Below are 14986 nucleotides of genomic sequence, written 5' to 3' on the forward strand. Positions count from 1 at the left end.
TGATTTTAGTGGAAAAAGGAAAAACTAGGTTCTACCACTTAATACGTGGTCGAGTTGTGCTTCTATTCAGCATTTTACTTGCTATAATCATAGGAATGCAAACTTTGTCCTATATTAATATTTCAAATCTCCAAGATAGTTTATCTAATTTTGCTGAAGAGAACCTTGAAGAACAAGTTCAAATTAATAAGCTCGCAAGTGATATTTCTCAGTTATCAAACTTTGAACTAGCCTATATTATCCATGCACAGGATGATATTTTGGGAAATTATCAAACCATGAAAGAATCGATTGATGAACGAATGAAGGAATTTCATTCTACTTTTGAAAACCGCCCGGAAGAGAAAGAAATGCTTGCACTAATTGATCAATACTATGTTGTCTATAACAATTATTCTTCGAGAGTTATAGAAGCAAGACGGGATCATGGTTTTGAGAGTGCCCAAAAAGTAATGGCTCTTAATGATGCCGACAGCCTTAAGTCCTATATTAATGAGTATACAGAACAATTAATTGCATTATTGGAAACCAAAAACATGGACAAGATTGACGAGTTGCAAACATTTACAAAATTTACTCGCACCACTTCCATTGTACTGACGGCTTTAGCTGCAATTTTGACTGTTTCTTTTGGTTACCTTTTGTTTAAGAGTATTCGCCAAAATACATATAAAATCAATCGCTCCATTCTGGAAATTGCTAAAGCGGGTGGAGATTTGACTCGAAGGGTGAACATTAAAACAAAGGATGAATTTGCTCATATTGCGAGCTCTACAAACTTTTTGATCGACTCCATTTCAAATCTTGTGAAAAAAGTTTCAAATCTAGCAGAAAACGTCTCTGCAAGCTCCCAAGAGTTGATGGCTCTTGCCGAGGAAAATTCAAAAACAATTATTGATATTGCCAACAATTCACAGGAAATTGCGGCAGATAGTGATGATACACAATCTCGTACACATGCTTCCATCCTGAAAATGCAGAGCCTTGAAGGATTGATGCGTGACCTGGAAACCGAGGCTACCAGAGTAAAACATTCAGCAGAAGAGATGAAGGATGCGGCAGAATTAGGGAGCCAATCCGTTAAACACTCCTCGGAAGTGATGCTATCAATAGAAGAAATTATGGCAAATACCTCTACTACGGTAGAAGCTTTAGGTAGAAAATCCAAAGATATCACCTCCATAATCAGCACGATTACGGCAATTGCCGAACAAACGAATTTGCTGTCGCTAAATGCAGCAATTGAAGCGGCACGAGCTGGTGAACATGGCAAGGGATTTGCTGTTGTGGCTAATGAAGTTAGAAAACTTGCAGACCAATCTCAAAATGCAGCAAACGAAGTTAAGGAAATCATATCATCAATACACCACGAAGTTGAGTCGATCATTACCCAGAATCACCAGGGTGTAAACACAGTTATCCGCGGAGTAGAAGTGGCCAATGAAACAAACAGGGTTTTACAAGATATTTTAAATCACACAGCAACAACAAATAAAATAATTACTTCGATGGCCGATAATATCTCGATTACTTTGAATACCAGCAGTGAAGTTGCTGTTTCATTTGTTGAAGTAAATAATATTGCGGAAAATACAGCGATGAATACAGAAAAATCTGCCTCTGCTGCGGCACAAGGATCTGCTTCAATGCAAGAAATTACTGCTTCTGCTGCTGAATTAGCAAAACAAGCCGATGAATTACGTACGATTGTAAATGAATTTAAGATTTAATGAAAACTCGTGAGGAAACGCATGAATCCTCACGAGTTTTTTATTTGGATATCGTATATTCATCCGTTCTTATATTTCTTTAAATGCATGTCAATACTTTTAAGAAAATGTTAGAGGTAAAATCATGCATAAAATCGGTAAAATCGGCATTTTACATGTCATATTTTTAGTAATGACTTTCATTGGCTTGAAAAATCATGTGACAATCCTGCCGCCATTATTGGACCATGTAAAAAGAGATGGCTGGATGTCTGTTATTCTTGCAGCTGTAATTATGTTTCCGTGGTTATTTTTAGTTCTCTTTATCCATAATAAGACGGAGCAAAAACCGATAAAAGAATGGCTTACTCAAAGAGTAGGTAAAGGAGCAAGCTCCATATTTTTGTACAGTGTTGTAGTGTTTATATTTATTATTGCAGCTTTTTCTATGCGTGAAACATTACTCTGGATTAATTCTACTTTCCTTCCCAAGACTCCAGAATTAGCCCTTTTAATCGTTTATGTAATTCTTTGTTTCTTGTTGATCTCAACAAATATGCTGACCATAGTGATTGTTAATACATTTGTATTATTATTCGTCGTAATTTTCGGATTCTACGTAGCAATTGCAAATATACAAGTCAAAGATTATAGCCTGATACAACCTTTCCTGGAACATGGGATGAGTCCTGTATTTAAAGGAATAGTATACCCCGCTTCAGGATTTATAGAATTATTTTTACTCTTATTTATTCAACACCATTTTAAAAGCAAGCTAAAATGGACTCATCTGGCAATTATGCTGTTCATATTGACCGGGCTTACACTCGGCCCACTTTTAGGGGCGATAGTAGAATTTGGCCCAGAAGAGGCAGCAAGGCAAAGATACCCTGCCTATGAAGAATGGGCATTAGTAACGATTGGCCGTTTTATAGAGCATATGGACTTCCTATCGATCTATCAATGGCTTACTGGTACATTTATTCGCGTTAGTTTACTGTTATTTATCGCCAGCGATATATTGAATTGGACTGGACAAAGGAAGAAAATATGGAATTTCATGTTTTTCCCATTTCTATTGATATGTTTAATTATAGCTAGTTTAGATAATAGTCTTTTTTTGCATTTAAACGGCAACGAAATGTTGATTATTACCTTTTTGTTCTTTCTATCATTTTCACTACTACTAGGAATCTTGGCTTTGATTTCTAGCAGAAAAAAAAATAAATTGGAGCAGCGTCCACAGAAAAATCAAAAAAAAGAAAGTAGTGAAAGTTAGATGAACTTAAGTGGACAACAAGAATTGGATATATCTACGCTAAAGAAACTTTTTAATAAATCGGCAGATGTTATTTTCAATGAGTTCACGTTTAACCAATCCACTGTATTTTGCATTAAATGTGATTCAATGGTTGACCAACAAATGCTTTATACGATCGTACTGCCCAATATTGAGGACCTATTTAAGGATAAAAATTCCACTCAAGTAAATAATCAAATGATTGAGCGATTGCCTATTCCAGATATACAAAGGATTACGGATCAAGATGAAATTATTTCTAAGGTATACAGCGGCAATATTTTAATTTTTTTTAATGAATCTAAAATGCTTTATTCATGCAACATCTCACGAAAACCTAATCGGACACCTGAAGAAACAAATATGGAAGTATTGGTGAAAGGTCCTCGAGACAACTTTATTGAAGATTTATCTACTAATATTGCGCTTATTCGAAAACGTTTACCTACAAATTCCCTTTGTGTTGAGAAATTTAACGTAGGAAAACGATCAAAAACTGAAGTAGCAATTATGTATATGGATGATATTGCAAATAAGGATATTTTAAAGGAGTTAAAGAAGCAATTTAAGAAAATTGATACAGATATTATTATTGGTGCAGAATCTTTAATGGAGTTTGTTAATAAAAAAAACTGGGTCATGCCCTCCACCAACTCAACTGGAAGGCCTGATTTTGCAATTCAATCGTTAATCAGGGGCCGTTTTATAATTATCGTTGATGGTACCCCCTACGCAGTAATAACACCTATAAATTTTTTCTATTTGCTGAAAACGTCCGAAGATAACGAAAACACAATTATTTTTAGTTCTTTCGAAAGAATGTTGCGGTTACTCGGCGTTTTACTTGGTATTGCGCTACCTGCTTTTTGGTTGGCCTTAACACTTTTCCATCAAGATCAGTTACCTCTTCAATTACTTGCAACAGTTGTAATTGCAAATAGAGGCCTGCCTTTTCCTGCTGTCCTGGAAATGTTAATCTTAATAGTTATTTTTGAATTGTTCCGTGAAGCCGGCTTAAGAATGCCTACAAAAATCGGTACAACAGTAGGTGTTGTAGGTGGTTTAATTATTGGGGATGCGGCTATACGTGCGGGTATTACCAGTCCTGCTATGGTTGTCGTTATTGCACTATCAACAATTTCTTCCTATTCGATTGTTAACCAATCTCTTGTAACTATGGTTAGTATCCTAAGAATCACTTTTATATTGGTAACATCCCTATTCGGCTTATTCGGCTTCTTTATTTGTATTTATATACTCCTTCTATATATCGCTAATATCCGTATTTTTGGAACTCCTTATTTGGATATTACAGCTGACTTAAGTTGGCAGAGTATTAAAAAAGCACTTTTTAGACAAGCAGTACCAAAATATTCGGAACGTCCTAATATGCTTGATCCCCAGGATGACACAAGAAACCACAATGAGGATAATAAATGAAAAAAATCAGGTTAATATTATTGCTCTGCTTCTCCTTTTTTTTATCTGGTTGTTGGGATTTAAATGAAAACGAAAGAATGTACTATATACATGGAGCCGCCGTCGATTATAAAGAAGGCTTATACGAGTTCTATGTTCAAATAATCAGCTTTTCAAATGTAGCGAAATCCGAACAAGTAAATCAAGATGTCATTCAGACTGAGGTAAACTCTTTCAAAGGGAAAACAGTCAGTGAAGCTTTCTCAAATCTTTATAAAGCAATCGATGAAGAATTATATTGGGGGCACTTTACATTTTTGATATTTAGCGAAAATAGTTTAAAAGAGAATAGGGCTACTCCTGTTATCAATGAACTTACACGATTTATCGATACAAGATATCAAACGTGGATCTATTCCACAGACGAGCCTTTATCGGAGTTTCTTACAACCGTACCCTTGTTAAGACGTTCAATCACATTATCTAGATTGGCAGATCCATTAAATTCATTTAAACAACAATCCTTTATCGACCCAGTTACTATTCGAGAACTTATCATCTCGTTAAATGACCCTCCTTACGCAGTAAATCTTCCCTACGTTCGACTTAAGGATGATTGGAAGAACCAAAAAAATCCAAGTAAAAGCGTTGAGACAGCAGGTGTTGGTATGTTGTCTAATAAAGATTTTAAAGGGTTTGTAAAGGACCATGATGCAGAAGGGCTAAAATGGCTAATTAACAAAACAATCTCAGCTCGAGTTACATCTACATCAGAAAATAATAAAAACTTCTCCACTACAGTAAAAAATCTCAAATCAAAAATAGAACCAATTGTAAATGGAAACAGTGTACAATTTGACATCAATATTTCTTTAACAGCGTCATTAGGAAGTTTTACCGGAGACCTGACGACAAAAGAAATTGCAAAAGGGATTGTTAAACAAATAAAAAAAGAAATTAAAGATACTTACCAAAAAGGACTGGAAAAAGAGGTTGATATTTATGGACTAACAGAGATTCTCTACCGAAAGCATGTAAATGTGTATAAGAAGCTTGAGAAGGATGGAAAAGTGGTATTAACAGAAGATTCAATTAGAAATATTAACATTCATGTTCAAAAGATTGATACAGGTCGAAAATCTTTTGAAAATACAATTCAATAAAGCACAAAATTGGGGCAACATAAAAAAAAAGGTGGAGTTCTTCTCCACCTTTCCCTCTACTTACCTAAATAACTGTAAATACTCTCCGTAGCCCTCTTCTTCTAATCTATCTTTTGGTACAAAGCGAAGTGCTGCCGAATTAATGCAATAACGCAAACCACCCAATTCATGTGGGCCGTCCGGGAAAACATGTCCTAAATGTGAATCGGCCGTTTTACTTCGAACTTCCACTCTTCTCATGCCATGGGAAGTATCAAAATGCTCTGTTACTTCATTTGCCTCAACGGGTTTGGCAAAGCTTGGCCATCCGCAGCCGGCGTCGAATTTATCTTTCGAACTAAATAGAGGTTTTCCAGAAACGATATCCACGTAGATGCCTTCCTCAAAATGCTGATCAAATTCGTTTTGGTATGGCGGCTCTGTTCCTTGTTGTTGTGTTACATAGTATTGCATTTCGGTTAGTTGCTTCAATTTCTCATCTTTATTCATGTCGATTCCCCCAATGTTGTTGAATAAATGCAGCTCGTCCTGAACCTATTTGATAGCGTTCATAATGCATTGGATTTTTCTTGTAGTATTGTTGATGGTAATCCTCTGCCGGATAGAAGGTTTTGGCAGGCAAAATTTTTACGGCAATCGGTTTGTTAAATTTACCTGACTCCTCGAGTCGAGCCTTTGACTGCTCTGCAGTTTCTTTCTGTTCCTCATTATGATAGAAAATTGCGGTTGTATAAGATTCACCACGGTCATAAAATTGACCGCCAGCATCTGTCGGATCAATTAAGGTCCAATATGTCTCCACCAATTTCTCATATGGATAAAGAGTTGGATCAAAAGTAATTTGTACTGCCTCTAAATGTCCGGTTGTTTCAGAACACACCTGCTGATAAGTAGGATTTTCAACATGACCACCTGTATAGCCTGAAATAACTTTTTCTATCCCTGGTTGCTCATCAAAAGGCTTTACCATACACCAAAAACAACCTCCGGCAAATGTTGCAATTTCTTTGCTCAATCGTAAACCCCCTATTCATTTGGTACAATAACCTCCAATAATACACGGTTATTTTCCAAGTCGATTTCCTTTGCTTTCACTCGAGCCCCACTCATTACTTCTAGGTCTGACAAATCGACAAAGATTTCTTCATCATTTGGTCGGACAACAATCCACTCGGGGAAAGCAACGGCATCGTTCATTAGTTTCAAAACCGTAAACGGTTCTAAATTTATATTACCAACATTAACGGAATTTTGCTTTAATTGAATATTCCCGTCTTTTGTCACAAGCGGATCAAATTGCATTGCGAACGGTACAGTAAAACCAAAAACTGTTAGTTCACTCTTTAATTCAATTGACTGGTCAACATCAATATCAATCGGGACCGGGCTATTCGCGAGTTCTTTTTGTAAATAGCCCATTGCAATTTTTTCGATATCATCGGCAGTGGCCTCAACAAGCAATACACTATCAGTCGGATTTACAGCCACACTTTCGTTGTCAATTTGAACATCTTCGGTTGGGGAAGTCGCCCAATAAATTAATACTGTAAAAAATAATATGATAGCACCCGTCAAAATAAAAAAGGCGACTTTCCATTTATTCATTCTCCCTACTCACTCCTCTAAGTCACTTTTCCCATTGAAACTATGTACCCTTTTCTGCCAGATGAAATCATGCACAAAGGAAAAGGTTAATCTTATTGGAACTTTTTGATCGGATAAGATTAACCCTTGGAAATATCTTCAATCTGACAGGATTTTATCATGGATAGAATACGTTCAGTCATAATTGTATATCCATATCCGTTTGGATGGAAGAAATCTGTATGATAAACCAAATTAGCATTTTCATCAAACAAATCTTGAATGTCCACAAAGCATGTGTTGTTATAGGTTTTGGAAGTAGTGTGAATTGTTTTATTCCATTCCGTTATGATTGATTCAAATTCGGTGATTTCATCCGTGATGATTGAGAAAGGGTTATAGAGCCCAATCACGACTATTGGGACCTCTGGATTTTTTAAACGTATTTCTTCTAAAATCAGGTTGTAACGCTCTTCAAAAGTGATTAATTCATCTTCGAAGTATTTTTTTTTCAACTCAAACAAATCTTTTTTAACTACTTTCATAATATCATTACCACCGATTGTTATGGTAATAAGTTCAGCATTTTTAATTTCATTGTCGTAGTGGCCTTTCTGAATAAGCCTTAGTAATTGATCACTTCTTCGTCCACGTTTCCCTCTATTGTCCAGTATTACTTCCTTTACATCTGACCATTGTTCAATCTTCTCCACTAATCTTTTAGTATATCCACTTTTTTGTTCTTCATCCCCTACACCTTTTGTTAGTGAGTCTCCCAGAGCCAAATAATATAATTTTGATGGGTCTGCGTTTATGTTGGAGGGATTTTCCAATTCAACCTCATCAGATAATTCCTCTTCTACACTTTCCTGCAATGCTGCAGTTGCTATTGTTTCCTCTTTTGTATCTTCTGCTGGATGTTTTGCTTCTTCATTATATTTTTCTTCAGTCTTTGTAATTTCAGCCTTTGATGCTACTGCTTCTTGTTCAGCTTCTTTCATTACGTTCATACAACCCAGAAGTAAAGTGCAACAGTATATGATGAGAATAGTTATTTTCTTCAGGATGATTACTCCTTTCATAAACATTTTTTCGTAAAATAAATCAGCGACGTCTTTGTTTGTTTCGATGTAATATATTTAATTTGAGCAATTGTACAGTTTTGTATGTGAAAACTATTTAGAAATTAAAAAAGCTATCATTCTACTCATAGTATATGAGCGAATGATAGCAGGATTTCTTATTATTATTCAGCGAAATAGATAAACCCAATTGCACCAGGTCCTGTATGTGTACTAATAATTGGTGAAGTAAATTTAACTTCGACATCCTTGAATCCAGTAGATTGGATTAGCTCGATAAGCGGTTTACCCAGTGTTTCTAATCCGTCTGCGTGAGAAATCCCGACAGCCTTAACTGTCTTTCCTTCTACATCTTCATTGAATTGTTTAAATAAATAACTAATAACTTGTTTATGACTTCTAGCCTTTGCAACTGGTGTATAAGATCCGTCATCAAGTGTGGCAATTGGCTTAATATTTAATAAGGAACCAATCATACCTTTCCCTTTCCCAATACGCCCACCTTTAATAAGGTTATCTAATTTATCAACCACGACAAATAATCTAGTGTTTTTTCTGACTTCATCCAAGCGTGCAATGATTTGTTCTACTGTCGCACCAGCATCACGCAGCTTGATGGCCTCGCGAAGTTGTATAGCAAGTCCGATTGCAATATAGCGAGAATCAAATACGGTTACATCCGAATCGCTCAATTGTGCTGCTTGTCTAGCAGACTCCACAGTTCCACTCATTGAACCCGTCATGTGAATCGATATTACTTGATCGCCATCTTTTCCAAGTTCATCATAAAGTTCTTTGAATTTACCTGGTGCTGGCTGAGAGCTTTTAGGCAATTCCTTTGAGTTTCTCATTAACTCCAAAAATGATACAGGCTCTACATCCAGCCCATCCGTATATGTTTTTCCATCGATTTGAATTGTTAAAGGTACGACTTTAATGTCATGTTCCATTAGTTCTTCTTTTGTTAAATCGCAAGTTGAATCTGTAACAATATGAATTCGTCCCAAAATGACACATCCTTTAATATATTAGAAGTATTATAATACAAATATGCATATTGGAATAATGATAAATGTAATCGATTTCATCAAAAATATAGATTGTGTATTAATTGTTCACAATTACAAAAATTATAATATGACAAATGATAGTATTCACTCATTTATTATTCAAGTAAAGTGTACCCATAAGGAGTGAGATGAATGAATACTAACGAAGCTTTTGACTATAAAAATTGGAAAGAAGAATTATGGAATGCCATTACTCATGGAATTGGCCTATTTATAAGTATACCCACTTGCGTGATTTTAATCTTGCTGGCGGTTCAAAAAGGCAGTGCCATCCAAATTGTCTCCTATTCGGTATTTGGAGGATCGCTTGTCCTTTTATTCCTCATGTCAACTTTATTGCATAGTATGCCGGAAAAATATAAACGATTTTTTTCTATATTAGATCACTCATCAATTTACATTCTGATTGCCGGAAGCTATACACCTTTTTTGCTAATTGCGATTGATGGGGCACTTGGAATTGTTTTGCTCAGCATTATCTGGACAATTGCTGTATTTGGCGTTGTTTTTAAATGTTTATTCATTCATAAATTTGAGACATTCTCATTAATTCTTTATATTGCCATGGGATGGCTAATCATTTTCGCCATTAAACCACTCTATGAATTTTTGCAATTTGATGGATTTACAGTATTACTCTCAGGTGGATTACTATTTACTTTTGGAGCAGTCTTTTATGCTTGGCGAAAGCTTCCTTATAATCATGCGATCTGGCATTTATTTGTTATTGGCGGATGTGCTTGCTTAGTTATATGCGTGGCGGTTTACCTGTAAAGAGGAATATTGTCAGAAAAAGTTTCTAATACAATAAAAAACTCGAATACATTAATCGTACCCGAGATTTCATCTTAAAGATTATATTGTACATTTTCCACAATTGTTGCGATGCCTAATCCACCAGCAATGCAGAGAGTGATTAACCCAAAACGTTTGTTGGAACGGACTAGCTCATGTATTAACTTTGTTGCGAGGATGGCACCTGTTGCTCCGATGGGGTGGCCCAATGCGATGGCTCCTCCATTTGGATTTACTTTCGCTTCGTCAATGCCGAGTTTTTCGATACATGCAATGGATTGTGCTGCAAATGCTTCATTTAATTCAACTACATCAATATCATCAATAGATAGATTCACTTGTTTTAATGCTTTTTGTGTTGCATGGACCGGCCCCATCCCCATGTATAGCGGATCACATCCAACAGCAGCCTGTGCAATCACACGAACCATTGGTGTCACCCCTAACTCATCCGCCTTTTCTTCACTCATGACCAGAAGTGCTGCTGCCCCATCATTTCGACCACTGGAATTTCCGGCTGTAACAGTTCCACCGGTTTTAAAAACAGGCTTTAATTTCCCTAATGCCCCCAAAGTAGTCGTACGAGGATGTTCGTCCGTGTCAAATACAATTTCGCTTTTACGTGTTTTGATTGTGTAAGGTACGATTTCTTCTTTAAATTTTCCACTTTTAATGGCTGCTTCTGCTTTTTCCTGAGAAGATAGGGCAAAGGCATCTTGTTTTTCACGTGGAATATTGTATTTTTCTGCTATATTTTCGGCTGTATAGCCCATTGATAGATTACCGTATTCTTCATAGGGCTGCGAACCTGCTTGACTTGCTGTATTTGGGTCTTTAAGTTCCACATTTCCAGCTTTAGTGCCGAAACGAGTACCATTTACATAATAGGGTGCTGTGCTCATAGATTCAGCACCACCCGCAATAATGATTTCAGCATAACCACATTGGATTTGTTGGACAGCATTATTAACGGCCTGCAAACCCGAGCCGCATTGTCGATGCACCGTATAACCAGGTATATGTAACGGGAAACCTGCACGTATCGATGCTACTCGTCCAATATTTGATATATCTGCAGTTTGTTTGGCTTGACCTAAAATGATTTCATCCACTGCATTTTTATCAATTCCTGTCCGTTCTACTAATGCATCCAGAACAGTAGCTGCCAGATAATCTGCAGGTTCATCAATTAGTGAACCTCCTAATTTTCCAATTGCTAAACGTACGCCATCAACAATTACTACGTTCTTCAACACAATCACTCCTTTAGGCCAATTATTGGCGGGAATAAAATTTTATTTTTTCTTCGTCTGCTTCTATGTCAAACCCAAAACGTTTTGAACGGTAATCTGAGGTAAGCATTACAAGTTGATGGGGATGTAGAGTTGGTAAGTCTACTAAAAATAACCTCTAGTGATCTAATTACCTTCCTACCCTATTCACCTATAGTGATTCTATAAAGTGAGCTTCGGTATTCTTCCTTACTTCTTCTAACGTTGCTCCAGGCATAAGTTCGACTAAGTGAAGCTTACCCTCGATTACTTCGAAAACAGCAAGTTCAGTTACTATCATATCGACTTGTCTAGTAGATGTAATTGGATACGTACACTTTTCTACTAATTTACTTGACCCGTCCTTTGCGGTATGTGTCATGGTTACAATTACTTTCTTAGCCCCAACTAATAGATCCATCGCTCCGCCAACGCCTATGATGTTCTTACCAGGAACCGCCCAATTAGCAATAACTCCTGTTGCGTCTACTTGCAGGGCACCTAATATCGCTACATCAACATGGCCTCCACGAATCATGGCAAAAGAATCAGCACTGTTAAAAAAAGATGCCCCAATCGCTTGACCTACCGGAATTTTGCCGGCATTTACAAGATTAGGATCTATATCTTCTTCTCCTACATCCGTTACTCCCAACAAGCCGTTCTCCGTATGAAAGTATATCTTGGGATCATCTATATATTGAGCTACAAGTGTTGGAATTCCGATCCCTAAATTTACAATACTTAAAGAAGGAATGGCAGAGGCTACTCTCCTAGCGATCATATGCTGAATTCCATTCTTGGCATTTGTTATCACCGTGCAACAACCCCCTCTTTTGTCAAAATCATTTCTGCTTTTACAATTGCATCCACGAATAGATGGGAAGTTGCGATTTCCTCCGGATCCAGCCCTCCGCCGTCAACAATTTCATCTACTTCCACTACAACATAGTCTGCTGCTGTTGCCATTAATGCATTAAAATTTCGGGCTGTTTTATAATAGACCAGATTTCCTAATCGATCTGCTTTATGAGCACGAATTAACGCTACATTTCCTTTTATAGGTTTTTCCAATACATACACTTCGCCATCTATTTCACGCTGTTCTTTTCCGATTGCCAAGTCTGTTCCCACAGCCGTTTTTGTATAAAAACCGCCAATACCTGCACCGCCTGCCCGTATAGCTTCAGCTAATGTACCTTGCGGCAGAAGCTGTAGTTCCAACTCACCATTTTGATATTTTTCTCCCACATCACGATTACTCGTAAAATAGGAACCTATTGCTTTTTTAATTTTATTTTGGTTCAGAAGAATCCCTAGCCCTTTCCCTGATTCTCCTAAATTATTGCTTACAATCGTTAAATTTTTTACGTCTTTTTTTGTGAGTTCTTCAATCAATGTAAGTGGCGCACCAATTAGCCCAAATCCTCCTACTAATATTGTGTCACCGTCTTTAATTGGTTCCAACGCTTCACTCATCGACGATTTTATTTTATCCACCATTTTTCAGCTCCCCTAACTCGCACTATACTTTCAATGAATCACTTAGCTCAAACTAACTTTTGGAATGAGAGCGCATTCAATTCTAGATATTCAAAAATCATAAAGTAATGTTTTCATTGCTAAATACGAATAGCTGATGTACACTATTCGTACATCAGTACGTTATATGTACAATTTTATATTAACTAAGAGGTGTTCAAATTGTCAATTGAATTTTTTGATAATTTCAAAAATAGTAAGGACTATGTACAATCACTAGATAGAGGATTACAAGTATTGCAATCCTTTACAACCGAAAACCAACTTTTAAGCGTTTCCGAAGTTGCCTCAATAACTGGATTAAGCAGGCCTACCGCAAGAAGAATTTTGCTCACTTTAGAATATTTGGGCTTTGTTTTTGCAAACCATGGAAAATACGCATTAACCCCAAAGATTGTTACTTTGAGTAATGCATATTTATCGGCACAATCTTCTTCATGGCAATTTGCCATCCCTTTCATGCAAAACTTTGCGAATACAACTGGTGAATCAAGTTCTATTTCCATTCTCGATGGTGATAAAATCATTTACGTTGCCCGGGTTTCAAAAAAACGTATTATGTCCATTAATCTGGATATTGGTTCCCAATTACCGGCATTTGCAACTTCCATGGGACAAGTTCTCCTTGCCCATTTACCAGAGGGAGAATTACGAGAGATTCTAAAGGATTTGAATTTAGTGAAGTTTACGGAAAATACGGTAGAGAGTAAAGAAGAGTTAATCACTATCTTGAAGGATGTACAAGAAAAGGGATGGGCCGGGGTTGATCAACAGTTTGAAAATGGATTACGTTCTATAGCTGTTCCCATAATTAATCAACAAGGCAAGGTTGTTGCTGCCATCAATTGTTCCGTACATGCCGGCCGTGTTTCAACAGAGGAACTTCGAAATAATTTCTTGCCGTTATTGAAAGAAACATCAAGAAAAATTGGCGACTTATGTCCGATTCGAAGTTATTAGCAGATAAAGATAAGCTAGATTCCTTCTTAAGGATCTAGCTTATCTTTTATATTCACGATTTTCCCTTCCGCTTTTCGATATAAAATTATAAAACTCCTTTGAAGGTTTTGATATAGTTTTCGATTGATTTAGGGTAGTTAAACCTCGAAATATTCCAGGAACTTTCTTATTAATCTCGATTGGCTGCGAATTTTTGAGTAAATGCCGCCGAAAGATAGGTTGAAATTAAGTGGATATCCAGTGAGGGGAATAGAGACAATCCGACCACCTTCCAAGTAGGGATCATCTATTAACATCAAACTTGAAAACAAACTAATGCCCACCCCTTCCGATACAGCCTTCTTGATTACCTCCGAGTTCGTTGATTTAAAAATCACATTTAAAGGTCCGTATTTTTTTTCGAAATCTTCCATTAAACTCTTGTAGAAGTTTTTCCCATAGATAACAAATGGGTATTCTTTAATCTCCTTTAATTCAAGTTCTTTACTAAAAGCTAATGCAGAATCTTTGGGGACAATCACATTGAATGTGCCATTGGAATGCAATGAATGAAAGGCAATATGTTCAGCTAATTTTTGCTCGACTGAACTAAAAAGAGCAATTAATCCCAAGTCCGCTCTATCTTGATGCACCTCCTCTATCACATCTCTATTATCCATTTCAATGATCGTTACTTTTATTTGTGGAAAATCCTTATTAAATTTCGATAGTGCTTTCGGTAAATAAGTCATAAATATACTAGGTACTGTAGCAATTTTCAGCTCTCCATTATAGGAAGATGTTAAAGATTGTATTTCCTCTTTTAGTTCATCAGTTTTTTTTAATACTTCAAGGACCTTTGCGATGATCACTTTGCCTTCATTTGTAGGAATCGTACCGTTTCGGGATCTTTTAAATAACAAAACTCCAAATTCTTTTTCCAATAAAGAAATCGATTGGCTGATCGCTGATTGAGTGACATGCAGATTTTTGGCGGCAATTGACATGGATTTTGTTTCAACAATTTCTTTTAAGTATTCCAGTTGTTCAAAATTCATAGTTATCTCCCATATATTATTTTAACTAATATTAATATTAATAATTGTAATTAT

The 14986-nt window shown here is 36.4% G+C and carries 15 protein-coding genes; 6 read left to right on the forward strand and 9 right to left on the reverse strand.

The features are described 5' to 3' along the window. Positions 1-8: 8 nt before the first annotated feature. The 4 genes from QYB95_RS03905 to QYB95_RS03920 all read left to right on the forward strand — a co-directional run bounded on the left by QYB95_RS03905 (position 9) and on the right by QYB95_RS03920 (position 5591). A complete protein-coding gene (locus tag QYB95_RS03905; protein WP_301136821.1) occupies positions 9-1730 on the forward strand; it encodes a methyl-accepting chemotaxis protein in 1722 nt (573 codons plus the stop codon). A 124-nt stretch (positions 1731-1854) separates the two neighbouring features. Further along, positions 1855-2988, forward strand: a complete 1134-nt coding sequence (locus QYB95_RS03910; protein WP_301136822.1) for a GerAB/ArcD/ProY family transporter — start codon at positions 1855-1857, stop codon at positions 2986-2988. Then, positions 2989-4449 carry a spore germination protein gene (locus QYB95_RS03915; RefSeq protein ID WP_301136824.1) on the forward strand — a complete coding sequence of 487 codons (1461 nt, stop codon included), beginning with the start codon at positions 2989-2991 and terminating at the stop codon, positions 4447-4449. Then, the gene (locus QYB95_RS03920) at positions 4446-5591 is read left to right on the forward strand and encodes a Ger(x)C family spore germination protein (RefSeq protein WP_301136825.1); all 1146 of its coding nucleotides are present in this window, start codon (positions 4446-4448) and stop codon (positions 5589-5591) included. The genes QYB95_RS03915 and QYB95_RS03920 overlap by 4 nt, the downstream gene beginning before the upstream one ends. A 60-nt stretch (positions 5592-5651) precedes the next feature. Here the strand turns inward: QYB95_RS03920 and msrB are convergent, their stop codons facing one another. The 5 genes from msrB to QYB95_RS03945 all read right to left on the reverse strand — a co-directional run bounded on the left by msrB (position 5652) and on the right by QYB95_RS03945 (position 9264). Continuing rightward, complete coding sequence (gene msrB, locus QYB95_RS03925; protein ID WP_301136827.1) at positions 5652-6080, reverse strand: peptide-methionine (R)-S-oxide reductase MsrB; 429 nt, start codon at positions 6078-6080, stop codon at positions 5652-5654. Continuing rightward, positions 6073-6606 carry a peptide-methionine (S)-S-oxide reductase MsrA gene (gene msrA, locus QYB95_RS03930; RefSeq protein WP_301136829.1) on the reverse strand — a complete coding sequence of 178 codons (534 nt, stop codon included), beginning with the start codon at positions 6604-6606 and terminating at the stop codon, positions 6073-6075. The genes msrB and msrA overlap by 8 nt, the downstream gene beginning before the upstream one ends. 11 nt (positions 6607-6617) lie before the next feature. Beyond that, entirely contained in the window at positions 6618-7196 is a 579-nt protein-coding gene (locus QYB95_RS03935) for a YpmS family protein (protein ID WP_301136830.1), read from the reverse strand. Positions 7197-7315: 119 nt separating this feature from the next. Then, positions 7316-8185, reverse strand: coding sequence for a GDSL-type esterase/lipase family protein (locus QYB95_RS03940; protein WP_301136831.1), 870 nt, complete (start codon positions 8183-8185; stop codon positions 7316-7318). Between the two features lie 236 nt (positions 8186-8421). Beyond that, a complete protein-coding gene (locus tag QYB95_RS03945) occupies positions 8422-9264 on the reverse strand; it encodes a DegV family protein (protein ID WP_301136832.1) in 843 nt (280 codons plus the stop codon). Between the two features lie 195 nt (positions 9265-9459). Here QYB95_RS03945 and trhA point away from each other — a divergent pair, with 195 nt between their 5' ends. Beyond that, entirely contained in the window at positions 9460-10101 is a 642-nt protein-coding gene (gene trhA, locus QYB95_RS03950; protein ID WP_301136833.1) for a PAQR family membrane homeostasis protein TrhA, read from the forward strand. Positions 10102-10175: 74 nt separating this feature from the next. On the opposite strand, the gene QYB95_RS03955 is transcribed toward trhA, so the two are convergent. From QYB95_RS03955 to QYB95_RS03965, 3 genes are all read right to left on the reverse strand, one after another. Beyond that, positions 10176-11375: a thiolase family protein gene (locus tag QYB95_RS03955; RefSeq protein ID WP_301136835.1), complete on the reverse strand. Its 1200-nt coding sequence runs from the start codon at positions 11373-11375 to the stop codon at positions 10176-10178. 190 nt (positions 11376-11565) lie between these two features. Further along, positions 11566-12177: a 3-oxoacid CoA-transferase subunit B gene (locus QYB95_RS03960; RefSeq protein ID WP_301137057.1), complete on the reverse strand. Its 612-nt coding sequence runs from the start codon at positions 12175-12177 to the stop codon at positions 11566-11568. Positions 12178-12206: 29 nt separating this feature from the next. After that, entirely contained in the window at positions 12207-12896 is a 690-nt protein-coding gene (locus tag QYB95_RS03965; RefSeq protein ID WP_301136836.1) for a CoA transferase subunit A, read from the reverse strand. 201 nt (positions 12897-13097) lie between these two features. Between QYB95_RS03965 and QYB95_RS03970 the strand changes: the two genes are divergently transcribed. Further along, a complete protein-coding gene (locus QYB95_RS03970; RefSeq protein ID WP_301136837.1) occupies positions 13098-13895 on the forward strand; it encodes an IclR family transcriptional regulator domain-containing protein in 798 nt (265 codons plus the stop codon). Between the two features lie 137 nt (positions 13896-14032). Here QYB95_RS03970 and QYB95_RS03975 read toward each other — a convergent pair whose 3' ends face one another. Then, positions 14033-14932: a LysR family transcriptional regulator gene (locus QYB95_RS03975; protein ID WP_301136838.1), complete on the reverse strand. Its 900-nt coding sequence runs from the start codon at positions 14930-14932 to the stop codon at positions 14033-14035. Positions 14933-14986: the final 54 nt, after the last annotated feature.

The organism is Ureibacillus aquaedulcis (genome assembly GCF_030418165.1).
Taxonomy (GTDB): domain Bacteria; phylum Bacillota; class Bacilli; order Bacillales_A; family Planococcaceae; genus Ureibacillus; species Ureibacillus aquaedulcis.

Excerpts from the sequence above, each read along its gene's own strand:
- QYB95_RS03910 (WP_301136822.1), top strand. The coding sequence starts at position 1,855 with ATGCATAAAATCGGTAAAATCGGCATTTTACATGTCATATTTTTAGTA.
- QYB95_RS03915 (WP_301136824.1), top strand. The coding sequence starts at position 2,989 with ATGAACTTAAGTGGACAACAAGAATTGGATATATCTACGCTAAAGAAA.
- QYB95_RS03920 (WP_301136825.1), top strand. The coding sequence starts at position 4,446 with ATGAAAAAAATCAGGTTAATATTATTGCTCTGCTTCTCCTTTTTTTTA.
- msrB (WP_301136827.1), bottom strand. The coding sequence starts at position 6,080 with ATGAATAAAGATGAGAAATTGAAGCAACTAACCGAAATGCAATACTAT.
- QYB95_RS03935 (WP_301136830.1), bottom strand. The coding sequence starts at position 7,196 with ATGAATAAATGGAAAGTCGCCTTTTTTATTTTGACGGGTGCTATCATA.
- QYB95_RS03940 (WP_301136831.1), bottom strand. The coding sequence starts at position 8,185 with ATGAACGTAATGAAAGAAGCTGAACAAGAAGCAGTAGCATCAAAGGCT.
- trhA (WP_301136833.1), top strand. The coding sequence starts at position 9,460 with ATGAATACTAACGAAGCTTTTGACTATAAAAATTGGAAAGAAGAATTA.
- QYB95_RS03960 (WP_301137057.1), bottom strand. The coding sequence starts at position 12,177 with ATGATCGCTAGGAGAGTAGCCTCTGCCATTCCTTCTTTAAGTATTGTA.
- QYB95_RS03965 (WP_301136836.1), bottom strand. The coding sequence starts at position 12,896 with ATGGTGGATAAAATAAAATCGTCGATGAGTGAAGCGTTGGAACCAATT.
- QYB95_RS03975 (WP_301136838.1), bottom strand. The coding sequence starts at position 14,932 with ATGAATTTTGAACAACTGGAATACTTAAAAGAAATTGTTGAAACAAAA.